This window comes from Streptomyces sp. GESEQ-35 (assembly GCF_017948485.1).
In the GTDB taxonomy this organism is placed as follows: Bacteria; Actinomycetota; Actinomycetes; order Streptomycetales; family Streptomycetaceae; genus Streptomyces.
The window spans coordinates 31,078-48,430 of sequence record NZ_JAFFSX010000004.1; the positions used below are offsets into that span (position 1 = coordinate 31,078).

The following is a 17,353-nucleotide window of genomic DNA, read 5'->3' on the forward strand; positions in this document are numbered from 1 at the left end:
TCGGCTACTCGACGCGGCGCAGTGCGTCCGCCGGGCGGAGCCGAGAGGCCCGCCAGCCGCCGAACGCCCCGGCGATCAGGCCGCCGGTCACCGCCAGCCCAACCGCAAGTGCAACGGTCGCAAGGCTCACCGGCGCCGTCATCGCCACGTCGAGCGTCGTGCTCGCCGCCTGCCGACCGGCACCGCCGCCTCCGAAGCCACCGCCCCCCGGCCCGCCGCCCGTGCCGCCGCCACCGCCGCCCAACTGCGCCTGCAACGTGGGGCTGATGGCTGTCACCGCGTACGCTCCCGCCAAGCCCAGCGCAATACCCAGCGCGCCGCCCAGCAGGCCGTTGACCATCGCCTCGCCGACGACCTGCCGGGTCACCCGACCCGACTTCCACCCCAGTGCCTTGAGCGTGCCGAACTCCCGCACCCGGCGGGAAACGGCGGAGGAGGTGAGCAGTCCGGCTACCAGGAACGCTGCCACCAGTACCGCGATCGACAGCCACTTGCCGACGCTCGTCGCGAGGTCGGACGCGGTGGAGAGGGAGCCGGAGACGGTGTCCGCGAGGTCGGCGGAGGTCGTCACGGTCGTATCCGAAATGTTCTTCTGGATCTCGGACTTGACGCTGTCGATCTGCTGGGAGTCGGCGGCCTGGACGTAGATCGTGGTGACCTTGTCCTTGGAGTCGCTGAGGGTCTGCGCCTGCTGGAGCGGGATGTAGAGGTTCGCCGCCGAGTCACCGCTGTCGGCCGTGGCGATGCCGATGACCTCGAACTTGACGCTCTTGACGGTGACCGTGGAACCGACCTTCAGCGACTTCTCCTTGGCGTAGGAGGAGTCGGCGATGACGACCTTCGCGTTGGTCTCCGACGACTTGAACGTACGACCGCTGGTGATCTTCGAGGAGGTCAGCGGACCGAGCGCCGCCTTGGTGACGTCCGTGCCGTAGACCGAGTAGTTGTCGACGTCGAAGTCGGCGCCGCCGCCCCGTACTTCGCCGTCCTGCGGCTGACCGCCCCCGCCGGGGCCGCCGCCCGTGCCCCCGCCGCCGTCTTGCTGGAACTGACCGGGCGTGAAGTTGCCGTTCACCTTGAGGACCTGGAGGCTGAGGCCGCCGACCGCGTCGGAGACACCGTCCTGGTCGCCGACCTTGGCGATGGTGGAGTCGGCCAGGGTCTGGAAGCCCTGCACCATCACGCGGTCACTGCTCTGCTCCTCCTCGCCGTCCGCCGCGTCGAACTGGAAGCGAGGACGTTGTTGTGAATCATCCGATTGCGCCGGGGCCGCCTTGGTGACGGTCATGTCCGTACCGAGCCCGTACAGCGACTCGAGGACCTTGTCCTGCGCCTTCCCCATGCCGGACGACACGGAGTTGACCACGATGACCAGCGCGATACCCAGCGCGAGGCCGGAGGCGACGACGAGGGCCGCTTTTCTGCGGCGGCGCAGCTCGCGCCTCAGGTAGGTGAAGAACATGCGCCGCAAGCTAGGTACGTACCGTGATGAAGGGATAAGGCCGGGATAAGAGATGCATGAGAAGGCTGTACGTGACCCAGGAGCGAGCCCGCATATCACTGTCAGAGCCCGGTCATGTCGTGCCGTCAGCCGGCCGCGGACGTCCCCTTGCCCGCCTTCGTGGCGTCGGCTCCCCAGCTGGCCAGCAGCCGCAGGGCATCCGCCGACGGTGACCCCGGCTCCGCGTGGTAGGTGACCAGGCCCTGTTCCGTGCCGTCGGACAGGCGGAACGACTCGAAGTGCAAGGTCAGCTCGCCCACCAGCGGATGCCGCAGGTGCTTGACGCCGTAGCCCTTCTCCTTGACGTCATGGGTGGCCCACAGCCGGCGGAACTCCTCGCTCTTGACGGAGAGTTCGCCGACCAGGGCGGACAGGCGCGGGTCGTCCGGGTGGCAGCCCGCGTCCATGCGCAGATAGGCGACCATGTCGGACGCCTTCTGGTCCCACTCCACGAACAGGTCGCGGTACTCCGGCCGCAGGAAGACCAGTCGCGCCCAGTTCCGCTCCTGCACAGGCAGCTCCGACCAGTCGCCGAAGACCGCCGCCGCCATCCGGTTCCAGGCGAGGATGTCCGAACGCCGGCCGTTGATGTACGCGGGCACGCCGTCGATCGACTCCAGCAGTTGCGCGAGCGCCGGCCGCACCTGCTCCGTCCGCGCGGTCTGCTTCTTCTTGTGCTGCTTGGGCTTCGCCAGGTGCATGAGATGGGCCTGCTCGGCGTCGCTCAGCCGCAGGGCACGGGCGATGGCGTCCAGTACCTCCGCCGACACGTTCCGCCCGTTGCCCTGCTCCAGGCGCGTGTAGTACGCCACGGACACCCCGGCGAGCTGGGCCAGCTCCTCGCGGCGCAGCCCCGGCACCCGGCGGTGCCGCCCGAAGTCCGGCAGCCCGACGTCCTCCGGCTTCAGCCGGGCACGCCGGGTGCGCAGGAACTCACTGAGCTCGGCACGCCGGTCCAGGGCCCCACCGGTCTCGTGCACGGGTTCGGGCTGTTCGTCCATGCCTCAAGTATTCACGGTCGTACGCACCGGAGCCTGCCCCCAGCAGTAGTAGGACCACTGGACGTACACAGAACGGTGGCCTGGGTGAATGTCCCCGTCTTCGGCACGCTGGACGTCGTGCCCGGTCAGAAGGCGGCCGGTGCGCATATCCCGCTAGGAGAACCCCGGCATGACCACTGTTGCTGCGTACGCCGCACCCTCCGCCAAGGCTCCGCTCGAGCGCACCACGATCGAGCGCCGCGCGGTCCGCGAATTCGATGTGCTGATCGACATCAGGTTCGCCGGAATCTGCCACTCGGACATCCACCAGGCCCGTGAGGGCTGGGGCGAGGCCATCTTCCCGATGGTGCCCGGCCACGAGATCGCCGGCGTCGTCTCCGAGGTCGGCCCCGGTGTCACCAGGTTCGCCGTCGGCGACCGCGTGGGCGTCGGCTGCATGGTCGACTCTTGCCGCGAGTGCGACAACTGCAAGGCCGGCCTGGAGCAGTACTGCGTGAAGGGCAACGTCGGCACGTACAACGCCCTCGACAAGGACGGCGAGCCGACCTACGGCGGCTACGCCGAGAAGATCGTCGTCGACGAGAACTACGTCGTCCGCATTCCTGAGGGCCTCAAGCTCGACGAGGCCGCGCCCCTGTTGTGCGCCGGCATCACCACGTACTCCCCGCTCAAGCACTGGAACGCCGGCCCCGGCAAGAAGGTCGCGATCCTCGGCATGGGCGGCCTCGGCCACATGGGCGTCAAGATCGCGCACGCGCTCGGCGCCGAGGTGACGGTGCTCTCGCAGTCCCTGCGCAAGAAGGACGACGGCCTGAAGCTGGGCGCCGAGCACTACTACGCCACCAGCGACCCGAAGACCTTCGAGGAGCTCCAGGGCACCTTCGACCTGATCCTGTCCACGGTCTCGGCGCCGCTGAACCTGGACCAGTTCCTGTCGCTCCTCAAGACGGACGGCGCCTTCGTGAACGTCGGCGCCCCCGAGGAACCCGTCGCCCTCAACCTCTTCTCGGTGATCGCCGGCCGCAAGACCCTCGCCGGCTCCGGCATCGGCGGCATCCAGGAGACCCAGGAGATGCTGGACTTCTGCGCCGCGCACGGCTTCGGCGCCGAGATCGAGCTGATCAACGCGGACCAGATCAACGACGCGTACGAGCGGGTGCTGGCGAGCGACGTCCGGTACCGGTTCGTGATCGACACGGCGACGATCTGAGTCGGTGCCCGAGGGCCCCGGAGGAGCGTTGGCCGCTCCTCCGGGGCCTTCAGCGTGCCGTTTCGGTACGGCGGCCCAGCAGCCACAGCAGATACGGCCCACCGACGAGCGAGGTGAGCGCGCCGACCGGGATCTCCAGCGGGGGCAGCAGCGTACGGGCGGCGAGATCGGCGCTGACGAGGATCAGCGCGCCGGTCAACGCAGAGTTGAGAAGCGGGAGTTGGGGCGTTCGGGTGAGGCGACGGGCCAGCTGCGGTGCGGTGAGTGCGACGAAACCGATGGGCCCCGCCGCGCCGGTCGCGGTGGCGGCGAGCACGACGCCGAGCACGGTGAGACCGAGCCGCACCCGGTCCACGCGCACTCCCAGACCGGCCGCGGTGTCCGGATCGAGCCCGAGCGGCCGCAGCGCCCGGCTCGCCCACACCAGCGCCGGCAGACACAGCACCATGACGACCGCGAGCGGCCCGGCCTGCTCCCAGCCCCGCCCGTTGAGGCTCCCGGTCAGCCACAGCTTGACCTGCTCGGCGGCCTCCAGCTCGCTGTCGGTGAGATAGAGCTGCACGACAGCGGAGAGCGCGACGCCGATCCCCACCCCCGTGAGCACGAACCGACTCGGCTGCATCCCGTGCCGCCACGCCAGCACATACACGAGCGCCGCCGCCATCAGCCCGCCCGCGACGGAGACGACCGGCACCGCACCGGGGGAGGCGACCACCCCGGTCGCCAACGCCACCACGGTCGCGGCAGCCGCCCCATGCCCGACCCCGATCACATCCGGACTGGCGAGCGGATTGCGGGTCACGCTCTGCACGAGGGCCCCGGCCACCCCGAGCGCGGCCCCGACCAGCGCCCCGACCACGATCCGCGGCACCCGCAACTCGTTGACGACGAGGTCATGGGGCCCCGATCCACTGCGAACGGCGCGCCACACCTCGACCGGTGTCACGAAGGTCTGCCCGGCACAGGCGGACGCGACCATGACGACCCCGAGCAGGAGGAGAAGGGCCACGGCGACGGCAGCGGAACGCCGGTGAAGGAGGAGGGAGACACCAGGGCGGGGACGGAGGGGGGTCCATCCGCGGGGGGCCCTCAAGCCGCGGGCAGCCGGGCCCGCCCAGCTGCGGGCATTCGTGCCGCCTAGGGCGGCACGGGTGGGCGCAGGCGGCACCCCGTCAGCGCCGGGCTGCGCGACCCACCCCCGGCCGGCACCAACTCGCGGCACCCCGCCACGCCGGGCCCCGCGCCACCGCCGGGTACCGCTCAAGACACGGCCCCTTTCCTCCGTACCAGCACGACCAGCACCGGCACCCCCACCAACGCGGTCATCACCCCGGCCGGTACCTCCGCAGGAGCCCGCACGACCCGCCCCACGACGTCCGCGCCAAGCAGCAACCCCGCCCCGAGCAGCGCGGACAAGGGCAGCACGCTCCGATAGCCACCCCGAGGGACAAGCCGTCGCGCGACATGCGGCACCGCAAGCCCCACGAAGGCGATCGGCCCCGCCGCGGCAACCGCCGCCGCGGTCAGCAGCGTTGCCCCCAAGGCCGCTGCCACCCGCACCACCCCCACGCGATGCCCCAACGCCCGCGCGGTCTCGTCCCCCAGCGCCAGCGCATCCAGCCCCCGCGCACAGGCCACCACCAGCACCGCACCCCCCACGAGGAACGGCAGCATCTGCCCCACCGTCCCCGCGTCCCGCCCACTGAGCGCCCCCACCTGCCAGAAGCGGAACTGGTCCAGCGTCGAGGAACTGGACGTGAGAACAACGGTCGTACCCCCCGCGGTCATCGCCGACAACGCGGTCCCGGCCAACGCCAGCTTCACCGGCGAGGCCCCACCCCGCCCGCGCGCGGCAATGCCGTACACCAGACACGCGGCCAGGACGGCCCCGGCGAAGGCGTACCAGACGTACCCCCCGAACCCGTTCGCGAGCCCGAGGACGAGCGCGAGCACGACCCCGGCCGCCGCCCCCTGGCTGAGCCCGAGGATCCCGGGGTCGGCGAGCGGATTCCGGGTGACCGCCTGCAACGCCGCCCCGGCCATCCCGAGCGCGGCGCCTGCCACAAGCCCGACCTCGGTCCGCGGCAGCCGCAATGACCGTACGACCAGCGCGTCGGCCGAACCCCCGCCGTGCAGCAGCGCATCGACGACCGCGGACGGCGGCACCGCCCGCGTGCCGACGGCGAGGCTGAGCACGCCGACGGCGGCCACGAGGAGCGTGACCGCCGGCCAGACAAGACAGACAAGACGTGGCTTCACTTGCCGATGTGCTCGGTGAGCTGGCGTATCACCAGACGTGCGGCGGTGGGACCGGCGTTGAGATACCAGGGATCGTCGTCGACCTTCACCGCGTGCCCGGCCGCCACGGCCTTCATCGACTTCCACAGCGGCCCGGCCAGGACACTCGCCGCATCCGTCTCGCCCGCGTCACCCTGCACCGAGTAGAAGATCCAGTCCCCGTCGGCGACATCGACGCTCTCCGGCCCGATGTCCTCCGAAATGCCGTTGAACTGCTGCGACTTGGGCCGGGACAGCCCCATGTCGACGGCGATGGACCCGGTGAAGGAGGAGACGCCGAACATCCGCGTACGGTCGGGCGTGAACCGCACCATGGAGACGGTGGGATCCCCTAGGTCGGCGCCCTTCTCACCGGCATCCGCCGTGATGTCGTTCAACATCTCCTGCGCCTGCTGCCCCTTGCCGACCGCATCACCGACGAGCAGCAGATCCCGCTTCCAGTTGATGCCGTTGCCCGCGGTGACGACGGTCGGCGCGATCTTCGACAGCTTGGGGTAGAGGTCGCCGAGCGAGTCGTTGACGAGGATCAGATCGGGCTTCGCGGCCGCAAGGGACTCCAGGTTGGGCGCCTGCCGGGTCCCCGCGTCGGTCATCGCGGCAAGCTTCTTCTTGTACGACGGGAAGGCGTCCGCCAGATAGTCCGGTACGAGTCCGGCGTTGTCACCGCGGGTCGCGGCGGTCGGGACGATGCCGAGGGAGAGCAGGTCGTCGAGCTGGCCGGTGCTGAGGACGGCGATCTTCTCCGGCTCGCTCTTGATGGTCGTACTGCCCTCGAAGTGCTTGACCGTCCGCGGGAAGGCACCGTCCTTGTCGGTGTCGGAGCCCATGCCGTCGGCGAGAGCGCTCGGCGCGGCGGACGGCCCGCCGGTGTCGGAGGAGGCGCCCATGACGGGGTTGCGCGCCCCGTCGGCCGCCGTCTTGGCATCGTTGTCCGAGGCCGAGGAACAGCCGGCCATCAGCCCTCCGACGAGGGACGCGGCCAGGACGGCCTTCCACTTCAACGCACGCACGATCTTCTCCGACCTGAACAGGCATACCCGCCGACTCGATAAGGCAAGCCTTACCTTAAATGACCTCGGAGTATCTTGGTGCGTGAGGCTGCGTGAGGAGGCCCACACGATGACCGTCGAGCTGAACCACACCATCGTCGCCGCACATGACAAGAAGGCGTCGGCCCAGTTTCTCGCCGACATCCTGGGACTGGAAGTCGGCCCACCGTACGGCCCGTTCATCCCGGTGCAGATCCCCAACGGGGTGACCCTCGACTACATCGACACATCCGGCGAGATCACCCCGCAGCACTACGCCTTCCTCGTCTCCGAGGACGACTTCGACACGATCTTCGCCCGCGTCCGGGACGCCGGCCTGACCTACTGGGCCGACCCGTTCCACAGCCGCCCCGCCGAGATCAACCACAACGACGGCGGCCGCGGTACGTACTTCGACGACCCGAACGGCCACAACCTGGAAATCATCACGAGGCCGTACGGCAGCGGGGGCTGAGGCCTTTCCGTGGTGCTGTTCCGCGGTGCCGGACAAAAAAGTTCGGCCGGGGATGTCGAGAACCCGTGACCGGCTCCGTCCCCGCAGTGAACGCGACCACAATGGGTCGCACCAGTACCGAGGAGAACCACCATGGCCAAGTACCTGCTGCTCAAGCACTACCGTGGCGCCCCGGCCGCAGCGAACGACGTGCCCATGGACCAGTGGACGCCGGAGGAGATCTCGGCCCACGTGAAGTACATGAACGACTTCGCGGCCCGGCTCGAGGAGACCGGCGAGTTCGTCGACAGTCAGGCCCTTGCACCCGGGGGGACGTTCGTCCGGTACGACGGCGAGGGGCGCCCGCCGGTCACCGACGGCCCGTTCGTCGAGACCAAGGACCTCATCGCCGGCTGGATGGTGATCGACGTCGACAGCTACGAGCGCGCCGTCGAGCTGGCCGGGGAGCTGTCGGCCGCCCCCGGGGCGGGCGGGAAGCCGATCCACGAATGGCTTGAGCTGCGCCCGTTCTACGGCGTCTCCTCGCCCACCATCTCGGAGTGCTCTTTCAAGTGAACGAGGTCCTGCTCCGGAGCCTCACACCGAGCGTGCTCGGGATCCTCGTCCGCCGCGGCGCAGACTTCGCGGCGGCCGAGGACGCCGTACAGGACGCGCTGGTTGAGGCGGTCCGCGTGTGGCCGGCCGATCCCCCGCGGGATGCGAAGGGCTGGCTGGTCACCGTGGCCTGGCGCAAGTTCCTCGACGCGAGCCGGGCGGACGCCTCCCGCCGGCGGCGCGAGGACGTCGTCGACGAGGAACCGGCGCCCGGGTCCGCGCCCTCCGCGGACGACACACTCCAGCTCTACTTCCTGTGCTCCCACCCGTCCCTCACGCCGTCGTCCGCGGTCGCGCTCACGCTGCGCGCCGTCGGCGGGCTGACCACCCGCCAGATCGCCCAGGCCTACCTGGTGCCCGAGGCGACCATGGCGCAGCGCATCAGCCGGGCCAAGCGCACCGTCTCCGGCGTACGGTTCGACCAGCCCGGCGACGTCGCCACCGTGCTGCGCGTCCTCTACCTGGTCTTCAACGAGGGCTACTCCGGCGACATCGACCTCGCCGCCGAGGCCATCCGGCTCACCCGGCAGCTCGCGGCCGCGATCGACCACCCCGAGGTGGCCGGACTCCTCGCCCTGATGCTGCTCCACCACGCCCGGCGCGCCGCCCGGACCGCGCCCGACGGCGGCCTGGTGCCGCTCGCCGAGCAGGACCGCGGCCGGTGGGACACGAAGTCGATCGCCGAGGGCGTCGAGATCCTCCAGAGGGCCCTCGCCCGCGACCGGCTCGGCGAGTTCCAGGCCCAGGCCGCCGTCGCGGCACTCCACGCCGACGCGCTCACCGCCGAGGAGACCGACTGGGTGCAGATCGTCGAGTGGTACGACGAGCTCGCGCGCCTGACCGACAGCCCGGTCGTCCTCCTCAACCGCGCGGTGGCCGTCGGCGAGGCCGACGGCCCACGCGCCGGTTTGGCGGCACTCGCGCTCCTGGACGACTCCCTGCCCCGCCACACCGCGGTGGCGGCCTACCTACACGAGCGCGACGGCGACCTTGCCATGGCGGCACAGCTGTACGCCGAGGCCGCCCAGCAGGCACCCAACCTCGCCGAACGCAACCACCTGACCCGCCAGGCCGCCCGCCTCAACGCCCGCCTTCGCTGACGGGGCCCTGCTTGCGCCGCATGAGAAGCGTCCCGACCGGAAGGACGGCGAGGCCCAGACCGGCCCCGTGGTCAGGGTCCTGCCCGACGGGTACGGAATCGCTGGGAACCCTCGCGCGTTGAGCCCAGTGGGTGTGGGGTGCCGGTGGTGTGCGAACCGGGCAGCCCGAGCGACCGAGCTGACTGATTACCCGAGTGACCGAGCTGACAGATATTGGAGGGGTCGCAATGGCTGCGCAGACGCAGAGGGCCGTGCTGGCGGGCGGATGCTTCTGGGGGATGCAGGACCTGATCCGCCGGCTTCCGGGCGTGACCGCGACCCGGGTCGGATACACCGGCGGTGACGTCCCGAACGCGACGTACCGCAACCATGGCACGCACGCCGAGGCCATTGAGATCCTTTTCGACCCCGAGAAGACCGATTTCCGCGCACTCCTGGAGTTCTTCTTCCAGATCCACGACCCGAGCACCAAGAACCGCCAGGGCAACGACATCGGCCTCAGCTACCGCTCGGCGATCTACTACGTGGACGACGAGCAGAAGCGGATCGCCGAGGACACCATCGCGGATGTGGACGCCTCCGGACTGTGGCCGGCCAAGGTCGTCACCGAGGTGGAGCCGGTCGGCCCCTTCTGGGAGGCCGAGCCCGAGCACCAGGACTACCTGGAGCGTTACCCGGACGGCTACACCTGCCACTTCCCGCGCCCGGGATGGCGGCTGCCCGCCCGCGCGCAGAGCTGACCCCGCGGGGCGGCGGGGACGGAGGCTGACCGGGCCGAGCCGTCGGCGCGCCCGGCAGTTCCGTCAGCGCGGCAGCGTCGCCGGGTTGCCTCCGTTCGCCTCGTAGCCCGCCACCGCCAGCGCCCGGTACACCGCGAATTCCGCGGCCGGGTCGCTGGACAGGGTCCAGGGCAGGGCGCCCACGTGGCCGTCGACCTGTATCAGCTGGTTCATGGCCTCGGCCCAGCGCTCGGAGCGGACCAGGAAGAAGACCAGCAGGTGGCGGACGTGGGCCAGCATCGGGTCGTCGTGGCGGGCCGCGTGCACCGCGAACAGCGCGCCGTGGACCGCCTTCGTCACGACCTCGCTCTGGTAGAAGCCGCTGACCAGGTTCACCTCGGGGAGGTGCTCGAAGACCGCGAAGAGCGGCATGGCGGCGAGGAGTGAGCCTTGCGGGGCCCGGGCCGCCGCCGCCTCCGTGAACGACATCGCCAGCTCGCGCGAGCCGTGCCACTTCTCGCACCAGTAGTGCAGGGCGGCCAGGTGGGCGCCCATGTGGGACGGCGCGCGGTCCAGGATCTTCAGCCAGAGCTGCTCGAACTCCGCCCGGGGGTACGCCAGTCCGCGTGCCACCGACAGCTCGATGATGTACGGGACCGGGTCACCGGGGGCCAGCAGCGCCGCCTCGCCGCACGCCGCCCTCGCCTCCTCCATGATGATCCGGAACTCGTCCGTGCCGGGCGTCGACGTGCGCCACGCCTGCTGCACCAGGAACTCCGCGTGCACCGCGGCGCCGCCCGCGTCCTTGGGCGCCTCGGCCCGCCACACCCGCAGCCACTGCCCGCCCGGCGTCTCGTCGACCCCGCCCGGCCGCCGGGTGAGCTCCAGCGACGCGGCGCCCGCGAAGGCCTGCACACGCTGCCAGCGCCGCTCGCCCTCCGCCTCCGTGCCCGCGAGGAGCTGGGAGGCCGACCGGTAGTCCTGAGTGCGCTGCACCAGGTCCAGGACGTCCAGCAGGTCCTGGTCGGGGCCGGGCATGCGGATGTCCAGCTCCTCCTGCCGTACGAACCCGTAGTTCGCGGGGTCCGCGGCGTCCGGGTGGCCCGGCGCGACCTGTTCGATCATGCCGCGCCTGCGCCGCAGGAACGGAAGCAGCACGAAGCCGAGCAGGACCAGCGACATCAGGACCCAGAGAATCTCCATGCCTCCAGCGTTCCAGACGCCGCCGACAATTGGCGAACCTGGTCCGCGGCCTGTGGATAACCTCGCCATCCGTCGTCAGGCCCACAAGCGCACTACGCTCAATACCCATGAGCGACAGGCACATCAGTCAGCACTTCGAGACCCTCGCGATCCACGCGGGCAACACCGCCGACCCCCTCACCGGCGCGGTCGTCCCGCCGATCTACCAGGTCTCGACCTACAAGCAGGACGGCGTCGGCGGCCTGCGCGGCGGCTACGAGTACAGCCGCAGCGCCAACCCGACCAGGACCGCCCTCGAGGAGAACCTCGCCGCCCTGGAGGGCGGCCGCCGGGGCCTCGCTTTCGCGTCCGGACTGGCGGCCGAGGACTGCCTGTTGCGTACGCTGCTCAGCCCCGGCGATCACGTGGTCATCCCCAATGACGCGTACGGCGGCACGTTCCGTCTCTTCGCGAAGGTCGTCTCCCGGTGGGGCGTGGAGTGGTCGGTCGCCGACACCAGCGATCCGGCCGCCGTACGGGCCGCCATCACCCCGAAGACCAAGGCCGTGTGGGTGGAGACCCCCTCCAACCCGCTCCTCGGCATCACCGACATCGCCGCCGTCGCCCAGATCGCCCACGGCGCGGGCGCCCGGCTCGTCGTCGACAACACCTTCGCCACGCCCTATCTTCAGCAGCCGCTGTCGCTGGGCGCCGACGTCGTGGTGCACTCACTGACCAAGTACATGGGTGGCCACTCGGACGTCGTCGGCGGTGCGCTGATCGTCGGTGACACAGAGCTGGGCGACGAGCTGGCGTACCACCAGAACGCGATGGGCGCGGTCGCCGGGCCCTTCGACTCCTGGCTGGTGCTGCGCGGCACGAAGACGCTGTCGGTGCGCATGGACCGGCACAGCGAGAACGCCACGAAGATCGCCGACATGCTGACCCGGCACGCGCGCGTGACGGGGGTGCTGTACCCGGGGCTGCCCGAGCACCCCGGTCACGAGGTCGCCGCCAAGCAGATGCGGGCGTTCGGCGGCATGGTCTCCTTCCAGGTCGAGGGCGGCGAGGAGGCGGCCGTCGAGGTCTGCAACCGCGCCAAGGTGTTCACGCTCGGCGAGTCCCTGGGCGGCGTCGAGTCGCTGATCGAGCACCCCGGCCGGATGACGCACGCGTCCGTCGCCGGCTCGGCCCTGGAGGTGCCCGCCGACCTCGTACGCCTCTCCGTGGGCATCGAGAACGTCGACGACCTCCTCGAAGACCTCCAGCAGGCGCTGAACAAGTAGGTCAGGGTCACCAGCCCGTGAGCGGTGGAGTCGTCTCCGACGGCGGCTCCACCCACGGGCGGGCTGTCAGCGCCCACACCAGGAACGCCACCGACGCCGCGAACAGCAGCAGCCACATCATCCGCCGGGCCGCCATCCTGCGGCGCAGCATGCGGCCGCCGCGGCGCACGACGTCCGCGTAGAGCTCCGGCGGCACGGGCGGCGGGGTCTGCTCCAGGAGCTGCCGTACGACGGCTTCACGATCGAGGCGGGTCACGGCTGCGTCACCTCCGCTCCCACTGCCGCCGGTGCCGGTCCCCGTGGCGGATGCAGCAGCGTCGTCGTCGCGCGGTTGCAGATCGCGCGGACGCGCTCCGTGGGCAGGCCCAGCAGTGCCGCCGTCTGCTCCTCGGCGACCCCTTCGTACAGCCTCAGGACGAGGATCAGCCGCTCCTGCGGCGAGAGCCGGGCGAGCGGGCTGCCGGGATGCGGGCGGGCACGGCCGAGTCCGCCGTACTGGTGCCAGGCCCCGCGGGCGAAGCGGGTGGCCAGATACTGGCGGGTGCGGTCGTACGGGTCCTCGCCGCGCAGCCGGTCCCAGGACGCGTAGGTGTGGGCGAGGGCCAGGGTGAGCAGGCGTCGCGCGCGTGGGTTGTCGCCCGCTGTCTCCGCCGTGAGGAGCGTGGCGGCATGCAGCAGCCGCCCTGCCGCGCCCGCGACGAACGCCTCGAACTCCCGGGCCCGGCGGGCGCCCTGGGACGCCTGCCGTTGTCGCACCACGCCTCCCGCCCCTGGGGAACGACGGGGTCCGGGCCGGGTACGGCGGGCGAAGCCGGGTACGGCGACGAGGCCCCGGTCTCATCTGAGGCCAGGGGTGGCCCCACGGTCAAGACTCAGGCGGCACACGCGCGTGGACGCAGCGCGACAGAAGGCGGTACGCGGCTCAGGAGGCCGTCGGCGGCTCGGCGTCCGGCAGGCCCTGGACGGCCATCCGCGCGGAGAGCGCGCTGTTGAAGCGCGTGAGGAGCGTGCAGAACGCCTCGCGCTCCTCCTGTGTCCAGTCGTGTGTCAGCTCGTCCATCAACTGACGCCGCGACGAGCGCACTTCCTCGAGCCGCGACAGTCCGCGCGGGGACAGCTGGAGCACCACGGCCCGCCCGTCCTCCGGATGCGAGGTGCGCTTGACGAGCCCGGTGTCGACGAGCGGGGCCACCTGCCGGGTCACCGTGGACGAGTCGATCCCCATGCTCGCGGCGAGCGCCTTGACGCCCATCGGGCCTTCCTTGTCGAGGCGGTTGAGCAGCAGGTATGCGGCGCGGTCCATGGAGTTGCGCACCTGCCCGACGCCGCCGAGCCGGGTCTGCTCGGCACGGCGGGCGAACACCGCCACCTCGTGCTGCAGCGCTTCCAGGAGACCGCTGTCACCGACGGTCGTCATGTCCATCGACATTTCAGGTGTTGTGGGCATGGCCGGGGGCTCACTTCATGAAAGGGGTGCTGGGTTGGGGGACAGGGTACGCGGCCGGGCGGCAGGCCGTACCGGCGCTGCGCAAACCGGTCTCGGAGGTTGGTCACAGCCGAGTCCCGCGGCTGTGAACTGCGATGCTTGAGTCATGAGCTACAGCACGGCTGACTCCTTGCGGCCCGTCACTCTCGACGACGTACGCGGCGCCCAGAAGATGCTCACGGGCGTGGCGCGGGTGACCGCGATGGAGGGCAGCAGGCATCTGACCCAGCTGGTCGGCGCTCCGGTGCACTTCAAATGCGAGAACCTCCAGCGCACCGGTTCGTTCAAGCTGCGCGGCGCGTACGTCCGTATCGCCGGGCTGCTGCCCGAGGAGCGGGCGGCCGGTGTGGTCGCCGCGAGTGCCGGCAACCACGCGCAGGGCGTCGCCCTGGCGTCCTCGCTGCTCGGCGTGGCCTCCACGGTGTTCATGCCGAAGGGCGCCCCGCTGCCGAAGATCAGCGCCACCAGGGAGTACGGCGCCGAAGTGCGCCTGCACGGTCAGGTGGTCGACGAGACGCTGGCTGCCGCAGAGCGGCACGCGGCCGAGACGGGCGCGGTGTTCATCCACCCCTTCGACCACCCGGACGTCATCGCGGGCCAGGGCACGGTCGGGCTGGAGATCCTGGAGCAGTGCCCCGAGGTGCGCACGATCGTCGTCGGTATCGGCGGCGGCGGGCTCGCGGCCGGCATCGCGGTCGCGGTGAAGGCGCTGCGTCCCGATGTACGGATCGTGGGCGTGCAGGCTGCGGGCGCGGCGGCGTATCCGCCCTCGCTGGCGGCCGGGCGGCCGGTGGCCGTGGAGAAGCCGGCGACGATGGCCGACGGCATCAAGGTCGGGCGGCCCGGCGACGTGCCGTTCGGGATCATCGGAAATCTGGTGGACGAAGTCCGCACCGTCACCGAGGATGAGCTGGCCAATGGGCTGCTGCTGTGCCTGGAGCGGGCCAAGCTGGTCGTCGAACCGGCCGGGGCGAGCCCGGTCGCGGCGCTGCTGAGCGATCCCGGCGCCTTCGAGGGCCCGGTCGTCGCGGTGCTGTCCGGGGGGAACGTCGACCCGCTGCTGCTCCAGCGCGTCCTGCGGCACGGCATGGCGGCGCAGGGCCGCTACCTGGCCGTACGGCTGCGGCTGACGGATCGGCCGGGGGCGCTCGCGACGCTGCTGGGGGTGTTGTCAGTGGTGGACGCTAACGTCCTCGATGTGAGCCACGTACGGACCGATCCACGGCTCGGGCTCACGGAGGCGGAGGTCGAACTGCACCTGGAGACGAAGGGCACCGAGCACTGCACCGAGGTCGGCCAGGCCCTGCGCGAGGCGGGCTACACGGTCATCGGCTGAGGTCAGGGCCAGTCGCTCACTCGTCCGAGTCAATCCCCTTGAGAGACGCGATACATCGCGTTATGGTGTGTCTCGGGTCACTCGCCGGGCGCCCGCCGACCATTCATCAGGCGGAAAGCAAAGCGCGCGCATACCCAGTCTTTTCGAAGAACTCGAACTGACGAAACTCTGACCTGTCCCCAACGACGTGGAGAACTCACATGCCAGGCGCCATCTATGCCGAAGGCCTGGTAAAGACCTTCGGCGACGTAAAGGCACTGGACGGTGTCGACCTCGATGTCCCCGAGGGCACGGTGCTGGGCCTGCTCGGGCCGAACGGCGCGGGCAAGACGACGACCGTCCGCTGTCTGACGACCCTGCTGCGCCCCGACAGCGGCTCGGCGGTCGTCGCGGGCATCGACGTACTCAAGCACCCCGACGCCGTACGCCGCTCGATCGGCCTGTCCGGCCAGTTCGCCGCGGTCGACGAATACCTGACCGGCCGCGAGAACCTCCAGATGGTCGGCCAGCTCTACCAGATGAAGGCCAAGGCCGCCAAGGCCAGGGCCGGCGAGCTGCTCGACCAGTTCCACCTCGCGGACGCCGCCGACCGCACCGCGAAGACCTACTCCGGAGGCATGCGCCGCCGCCTCGACCTCGCGGCCGCCCTGGTCGTCTCGCCGCCCGTGATGTTCATGGACGAGCCGACGACCGGCCTCGACCCGCGCAACCGCCAGCAGCTGTGGGAGGTCATCAAACAGCTCGTCTCCGGCGGTACGACGCTGCTGCTGACCACCCAGTATCTGGAGGAGGCCGATCACCTCGCGCACGACATCGCGGTGGTCGACCAGGGCCGTGTCATCGCCCGTGGCACCTCCGACCAGCTCAAGGCCCGCACCGGCGGCGAGCGCGTCGAGGTCGTGGTGCACGAGCGCGAGCACATCGCGACCGCCATCGAGGTGCTCGCCGGCTTCGGCAAGGGCGAGACCACCGTCGAGGAGCACACCCGCAAGCTCACGGTGCCCGTCACCGGCGGCGCCAAGCTCCTCGCCGAGGTCATCCGTGAACTGGACGTCCGCGGCATCGAGATCGACGACATCGGCCTGCGCCGCCCGACCCTGGACGACGTGTTCCTGTCCCTGACCGGCCATGTGGCGGAGGTCAAGGACGAGGGCAATGGCGCCGAGGGCCCCCAGGACCGCCGTAACAAGAAGGAGGCAGCCAAGTGAGCGCCGTCACGGACGCCGCGCCCGTCGCGGCCCCCACCCACCCTGTCGGCCAGTCCATCCGGGACTCGCTGGTCGTCGGCAAGCGCAATCTGATCCGGATGTCCAGGATCCCCGAGATGGTGATCTTCGGACTCATCCAGCCGATCATGTTCGTGGTGATGTTCAGCTACGTGTTCGGTGGCTCCATGAACATCGGCGGCACCACGGACTCCGGTGTCTACCGCGAGTTCCTGATGGCCGGCATCTTCGCCCAGACCGTCACGTTCGCCACCGCGGGCGCCGGCGCGGGCATCGCGGACGACATGCACAAGGGGCTCATCGACCGCTTCCGCTCCCTGCCCATGGCGCGGGGCGCGGTGCTGACCGGGCGGACCTTCGCCGACCTGGTGCAGACGGCGCTCACCCTGCTCGTGCTCGCGATCGTCGCCCTGCTCGTCGGCTGGCGCACGCACACCAGCATCGGCGAGGTGCTCGGGGCCTTCGGGCTGCTGCTCCTGCTCGGCTACGCGTTCACCTGGATCGGCGCGCTGATCGGCCTTTCCGTGAGCACGCCCGAGGCGGCCACCTCCGGCGGACTGATCTGGCTCTTCCCGGTCACGTTCATCTCGAACGCGTTCGTGGACTCCAGCAACCTGACGCCCTGGCTCCAGCACGTCGCCGACTGGAACCCCTTCAGCGCCACGGTCCAGGCCTGCCGCGAACTCTTCGGCAACCCCGGGGTCTCCACCTCGGACGCCTGGCCCATGCAGCACCCGGTGTGGGCATCGCTGATCTACTCGGTCCTGATCGTCGTCGTCTTCCGGACGCTGGCGGTGCGCAAGTACCGCTCGGCCACGGCCTGAGCGGGACAGGGGTGAACCCCGACCGGGCATGACGAGGCCCCCGGCGCTTCAGGGCAGCCGGGGGCTCGTCGCAGATATCCGGTCCTG

Annotated in this window: 18 protein-coding genes; 9 read left to right on the forward strand and 9 right to left on the reverse strand. The window is 70.6% G+C overall.

Translation table 11 applies throughout. The features are described 5' to 3' along the window. Positions 1–4: 4 nt before the first annotated feature. Complete coding sequence (locus tag KCH87_RS09505; RefSeq protein ID WP_210585516.1) at positions 5–1,462, reverse strand: ABC transporter permease; 1,458 nt, start codon at positions 1,460–1,462, stop codon at positions 5–7. A 125-nt stretch (positions 1,463–1,587) separates the two neighbouring features. Further along, the gene (locus tag KCH87_RS09510; RefSeq protein WP_210585517.1) at positions 1,588–2,502 is read right to left on the reverse strand and encodes a helix-turn-helix domain-containing protein; all 915 of its coding nucleotides are present in this window, start codon (positions 2,500–2,502) and stop codon (positions 1,588–1,590) included. Positions 2,503–2,671: 169 nt separating this feature from the next. On the opposite strand from KCH87_RS09510, the gene KCH87_RS09515 reads away from it, so the two are divergent. After that, on the forward strand, positions 2,672–3,712 hold the full coding sequence (locus tag KCH87_RS09515; protein WP_210585518.1) for an NAD(P)-dependent alcohol dehydrogenase: 1,041 nt from the start codon (positions 2,672–2,674) through the stop codon (positions 3,710–3,712). A gap of 49 nt (positions 3,713–3,761) precedes the next feature. On the opposite strand, the gene KCH87_RS09520 is transcribed toward KCH87_RS09515, so the two are convergent. The 3 genes from KCH87_RS09520 to KCH87_RS09530 form a co-directional block, all read right to left on the reverse strand. Next, a complete protein-coding gene (locus KCH87_RS09520) occupies positions 3,762–4,805 on the reverse strand; it encodes an iron chelate uptake ABC transporter family permease subunit (RefSeq protein WP_210585519.1) in 1,044 nt (347 codons plus the stop codon). Positions 4,806–4,972: 167 nt separating this feature from the next. Next, positions 4,973–5,971: an iron ABC transporter permease gene (locus tag KCH87_RS09525; protein WP_210585520.1), complete on the reverse strand. Its 999-nt coding sequence runs from the start codon at positions 5,969–5,971 to the stop codon at positions 4,973–4,975. Continuing rightward, positions 5,968–7,020 carry an iron-siderophore ABC transporter substrate-binding protein gene (locus tag KCH87_RS09530; RefSeq protein ID WP_308298795.1) on the reverse strand — a complete coding sequence of 351 codons (1,053 nt, stop codon included), beginning with the start codon at positions 7,018–7,020 and terminating at the stop codon, positions 5,968–5,970. Before KCH87_RS09530 ends, KCH87_RS09525 begins: the two co-directional genes overlap by 4 nt. Before the next feature lie 109 nt (positions 7,021–7,129). On the opposite strand from KCH87_RS09530, the gene KCH87_RS09535 reads away from it, so the two are divergent. The 4 genes from KCH87_RS09535 (at position 7,130) to msrA (ending at position 9,947) form a co-directional block, all read left to right on the forward strand. Next, entirely contained in the window at positions 7,130–7,513 is a 384-nt protein-coding gene (locus tag KCH87_RS09535) for a VOC family protein (protein WP_210585521.1), read from the forward strand. A 132-nt stretch (positions 7,514–7,645) separates the two neighbouring features. Next, the gene (locus KCH87_RS09540) at positions 7,646–8,068 is read left to right on the forward strand and encodes a YciI family protein (protein ID WP_210585522.1); all 423 of its coding nucleotides are present in this window, start codon (positions 7,646–7,648) and stop codon (positions 8,066–8,068) included. After that, complete coding sequence (locus KCH87_RS09545; protein WP_210585879.1) at positions 8,065–9,207, forward strand: RNA polymerase sigma factor; 1,143 nt, start codon at positions 8,065–8,067, stop codon at positions 9,205–9,207. The genes KCH87_RS09540 and KCH87_RS09545 overlap by 4 nt, the downstream gene beginning before the upstream one ends. 227 nt (positions 9,208–9,434) lie before the next feature. Continuing rightward, positions 9,435–9,947: a peptide-methionine (S)-S-oxide reductase MsrA gene (gene msrA, locus KCH87_RS09550; RefSeq protein ID WP_210585523.1), complete on the forward strand. Its 513-nt coding sequence runs from the start codon at positions 9,435–9,437 to the stop codon at positions 9,945–9,947. A gap of 63 nt (positions 9,948–10,010) precedes the next feature. On the opposite strand, the gene KCH87_RS09555 is transcribed toward msrA, so the two are convergent. Continuing rightward, positions 10,011–11,129: a hypothetical protein gene (locus KCH87_RS09555; protein ID WP_210585524.1), complete on the reverse strand. Its 1,119-nt coding sequence runs from the start codon at positions 11,127–11,129 to the stop codon at positions 10,011–10,013. Positions 11,130–11,236: 107 nt separating this feature from the next. Here KCH87_RS09555 and KCH87_RS09560 point away from each other — a divergent pair, with 107 nt between their 5' ends. Continuing rightward, positions 11,237–12,394: a cystathionine gamma-synthase gene (locus KCH87_RS09560; protein WP_210585525.1), complete on the forward strand. Its 1,158-nt coding sequence runs from the start codon at positions 11,237–11,239 to the stop codon at positions 12,392–12,394. Between the two features lie 7 nt (positions 12,395–12,401). Here the strand turns inward: KCH87_RS09560 and KCH87_RS09565 are convergent, their stop codons facing one another. The 3 genes from KCH87_RS09565 to KCH87_RS09575 form a co-directional block, all read right to left on the reverse strand. Next, a complete protein-coding gene (locus tag KCH87_RS09565; RefSeq protein ID WP_210585526.1) occupies positions 12,402–12,650 on the reverse strand; it encodes a hypothetical protein in 249 nt (82 codons plus the stop codon). Further along, positions 12,647–13,150: a sigma factor-like helix-turn-helix DNA-binding protein gene (locus tag KCH87_RS09570; RefSeq protein ID WP_210585527.1), complete on the reverse strand. Its 504-nt coding sequence runs from the start codon at positions 13,148–13,150 to the stop codon at positions 12,647–12,649. The genes KCH87_RS09565 and KCH87_RS09570 overlap by 4 nt, the downstream gene beginning before the upstream one ends. A 166-nt stretch (positions 13,151–13,316) precedes the next feature. Next, positions 13,317–13,823: a MarR family winged helix-turn-helix transcriptional regulator gene (locus KCH87_RS09575; RefSeq protein WP_210585880.1), complete on the reverse strand. Its 507-nt coding sequence runs from the start codon at positions 13,821–13,823 to the stop codon at positions 13,317–13,319. A 163-nt stretch (positions 13,824–13,986) separates the two neighbouring features. Between KCH87_RS09575 and ilvA the strand changes: the two genes are divergently transcribed. The 3 genes from ilvA (at position 13,987) to KCH87_RS09590 (ending at position 17,266) form a co-directional block, all read left to right on the forward strand. After that, positions 13,987–15,216: a threonine ammonia-lyase gene (ilvA, locus tag KCH87_RS09580; RefSeq protein WP_210585528.1), complete on the forward strand. Its 1,230-nt coding sequence runs from the start codon at positions 13,987–13,989 to the stop codon at positions 15,214–15,216. 200 nt (positions 15,217–15,416) lie between these two features. Further along, on the forward strand, positions 15,417–16,424 hold the full coding sequence (locus KCH87_RS09585) for an ATP-binding cassette domain-containing protein (RefSeq protein WP_210585529.1): 1,008 nt from the start codon (positions 15,417–15,419) through the stop codon (positions 16,422–16,424). Further along, positions 16,421–17,266, forward strand: a complete 846-nt coding sequence (locus tag KCH87_RS09590; protein ID WP_210585530.1) for an ABC transporter permease — start codon at positions 16,421–16,423, stop codon at positions 17,264–17,266. Before KCH87_RS09585 ends, KCH87_RS09590 begins: the two co-directional genes overlap by 4 nt. Positions 17,267–17,353: the final 87 nt, after the last annotated feature.

Bases quoted from the DNA above. Each gene is read 5' to 3' on its own strand.
- KCH87_RS09505 (WP_210585516.1), bottom strand. From the start codon at position 1,462: ATGTTCTTCACCTACCTGAGGCGCGAGCTGCGCCGCCGCAGAAAAGCG.
- KCH87_RS09510 (WP_210585517.1), bottom strand. From the start codon at position 2,502: ATGGACGAACAGCCCGAACCCGTGCACGAGACCGGTGGGGCCCTGGAC.
- KCH87_RS09515 (WP_210585518.1), top strand. From the start codon at position 2,672: ATGACCACTGTTGCTGCGTACGCCGCACCCTCCGCCAAGGCTCCGCTC.
- KCH87_RS09535 (WP_210585521.1), top strand. From the start codon at position 7,130: ATGACCGTCGAGCTGAACCACACCATCGTCGCCGCACATGACAAGAAG.
- KCH87_RS09540 (WP_210585522.1), top strand. From the start codon at position 7,646: ATGGCCAAGTACCTGCTGCTCAAGCACTACCGTGGCGCCCCGGCCGCA.
- msrA (WP_210585523.1), top strand. From the start codon at position 9,435: ATGGCTGCGCAGACGCAGAGGGCCGTGCTGGCGGGCGGATGCTTCTGG.
- KCH87_RS09555 (WP_210585524.1), bottom strand. From the start codon at position 11,129: ATGGAGATTCTCTGGGTCCTGATGTCGCTGGTCCTGCTCGGCTTCGTG.
- KCH87_RS09560 (WP_210585525.1), top strand. From the start codon at position 11,237: ATGAGCGACAGGCACATCAGTCAGCACTTCGAGACCCTCGCGATCCAC.
- KCH87_RS09575 (WP_210585880.1), bottom strand. From the start codon at position 13,823: ATGTCGATGGACATGACGACCGTCGGTGACAGCGGTCTCCTGGAAGCG.
- ilvA (WP_210585528.1), top strand. From the start codon at position 13,987: ATGAGCTACAGCACGGCTGACTCCTTGCGGCCCGTCACTCTCGACGAC.
- KCH87_RS09585 (WP_210585529.1), top strand. From the start codon at position 15,417: ATGCCAGGCGCCATCTATGCCGAAGGCCTGGTAAAGACCTTCGGCGAC.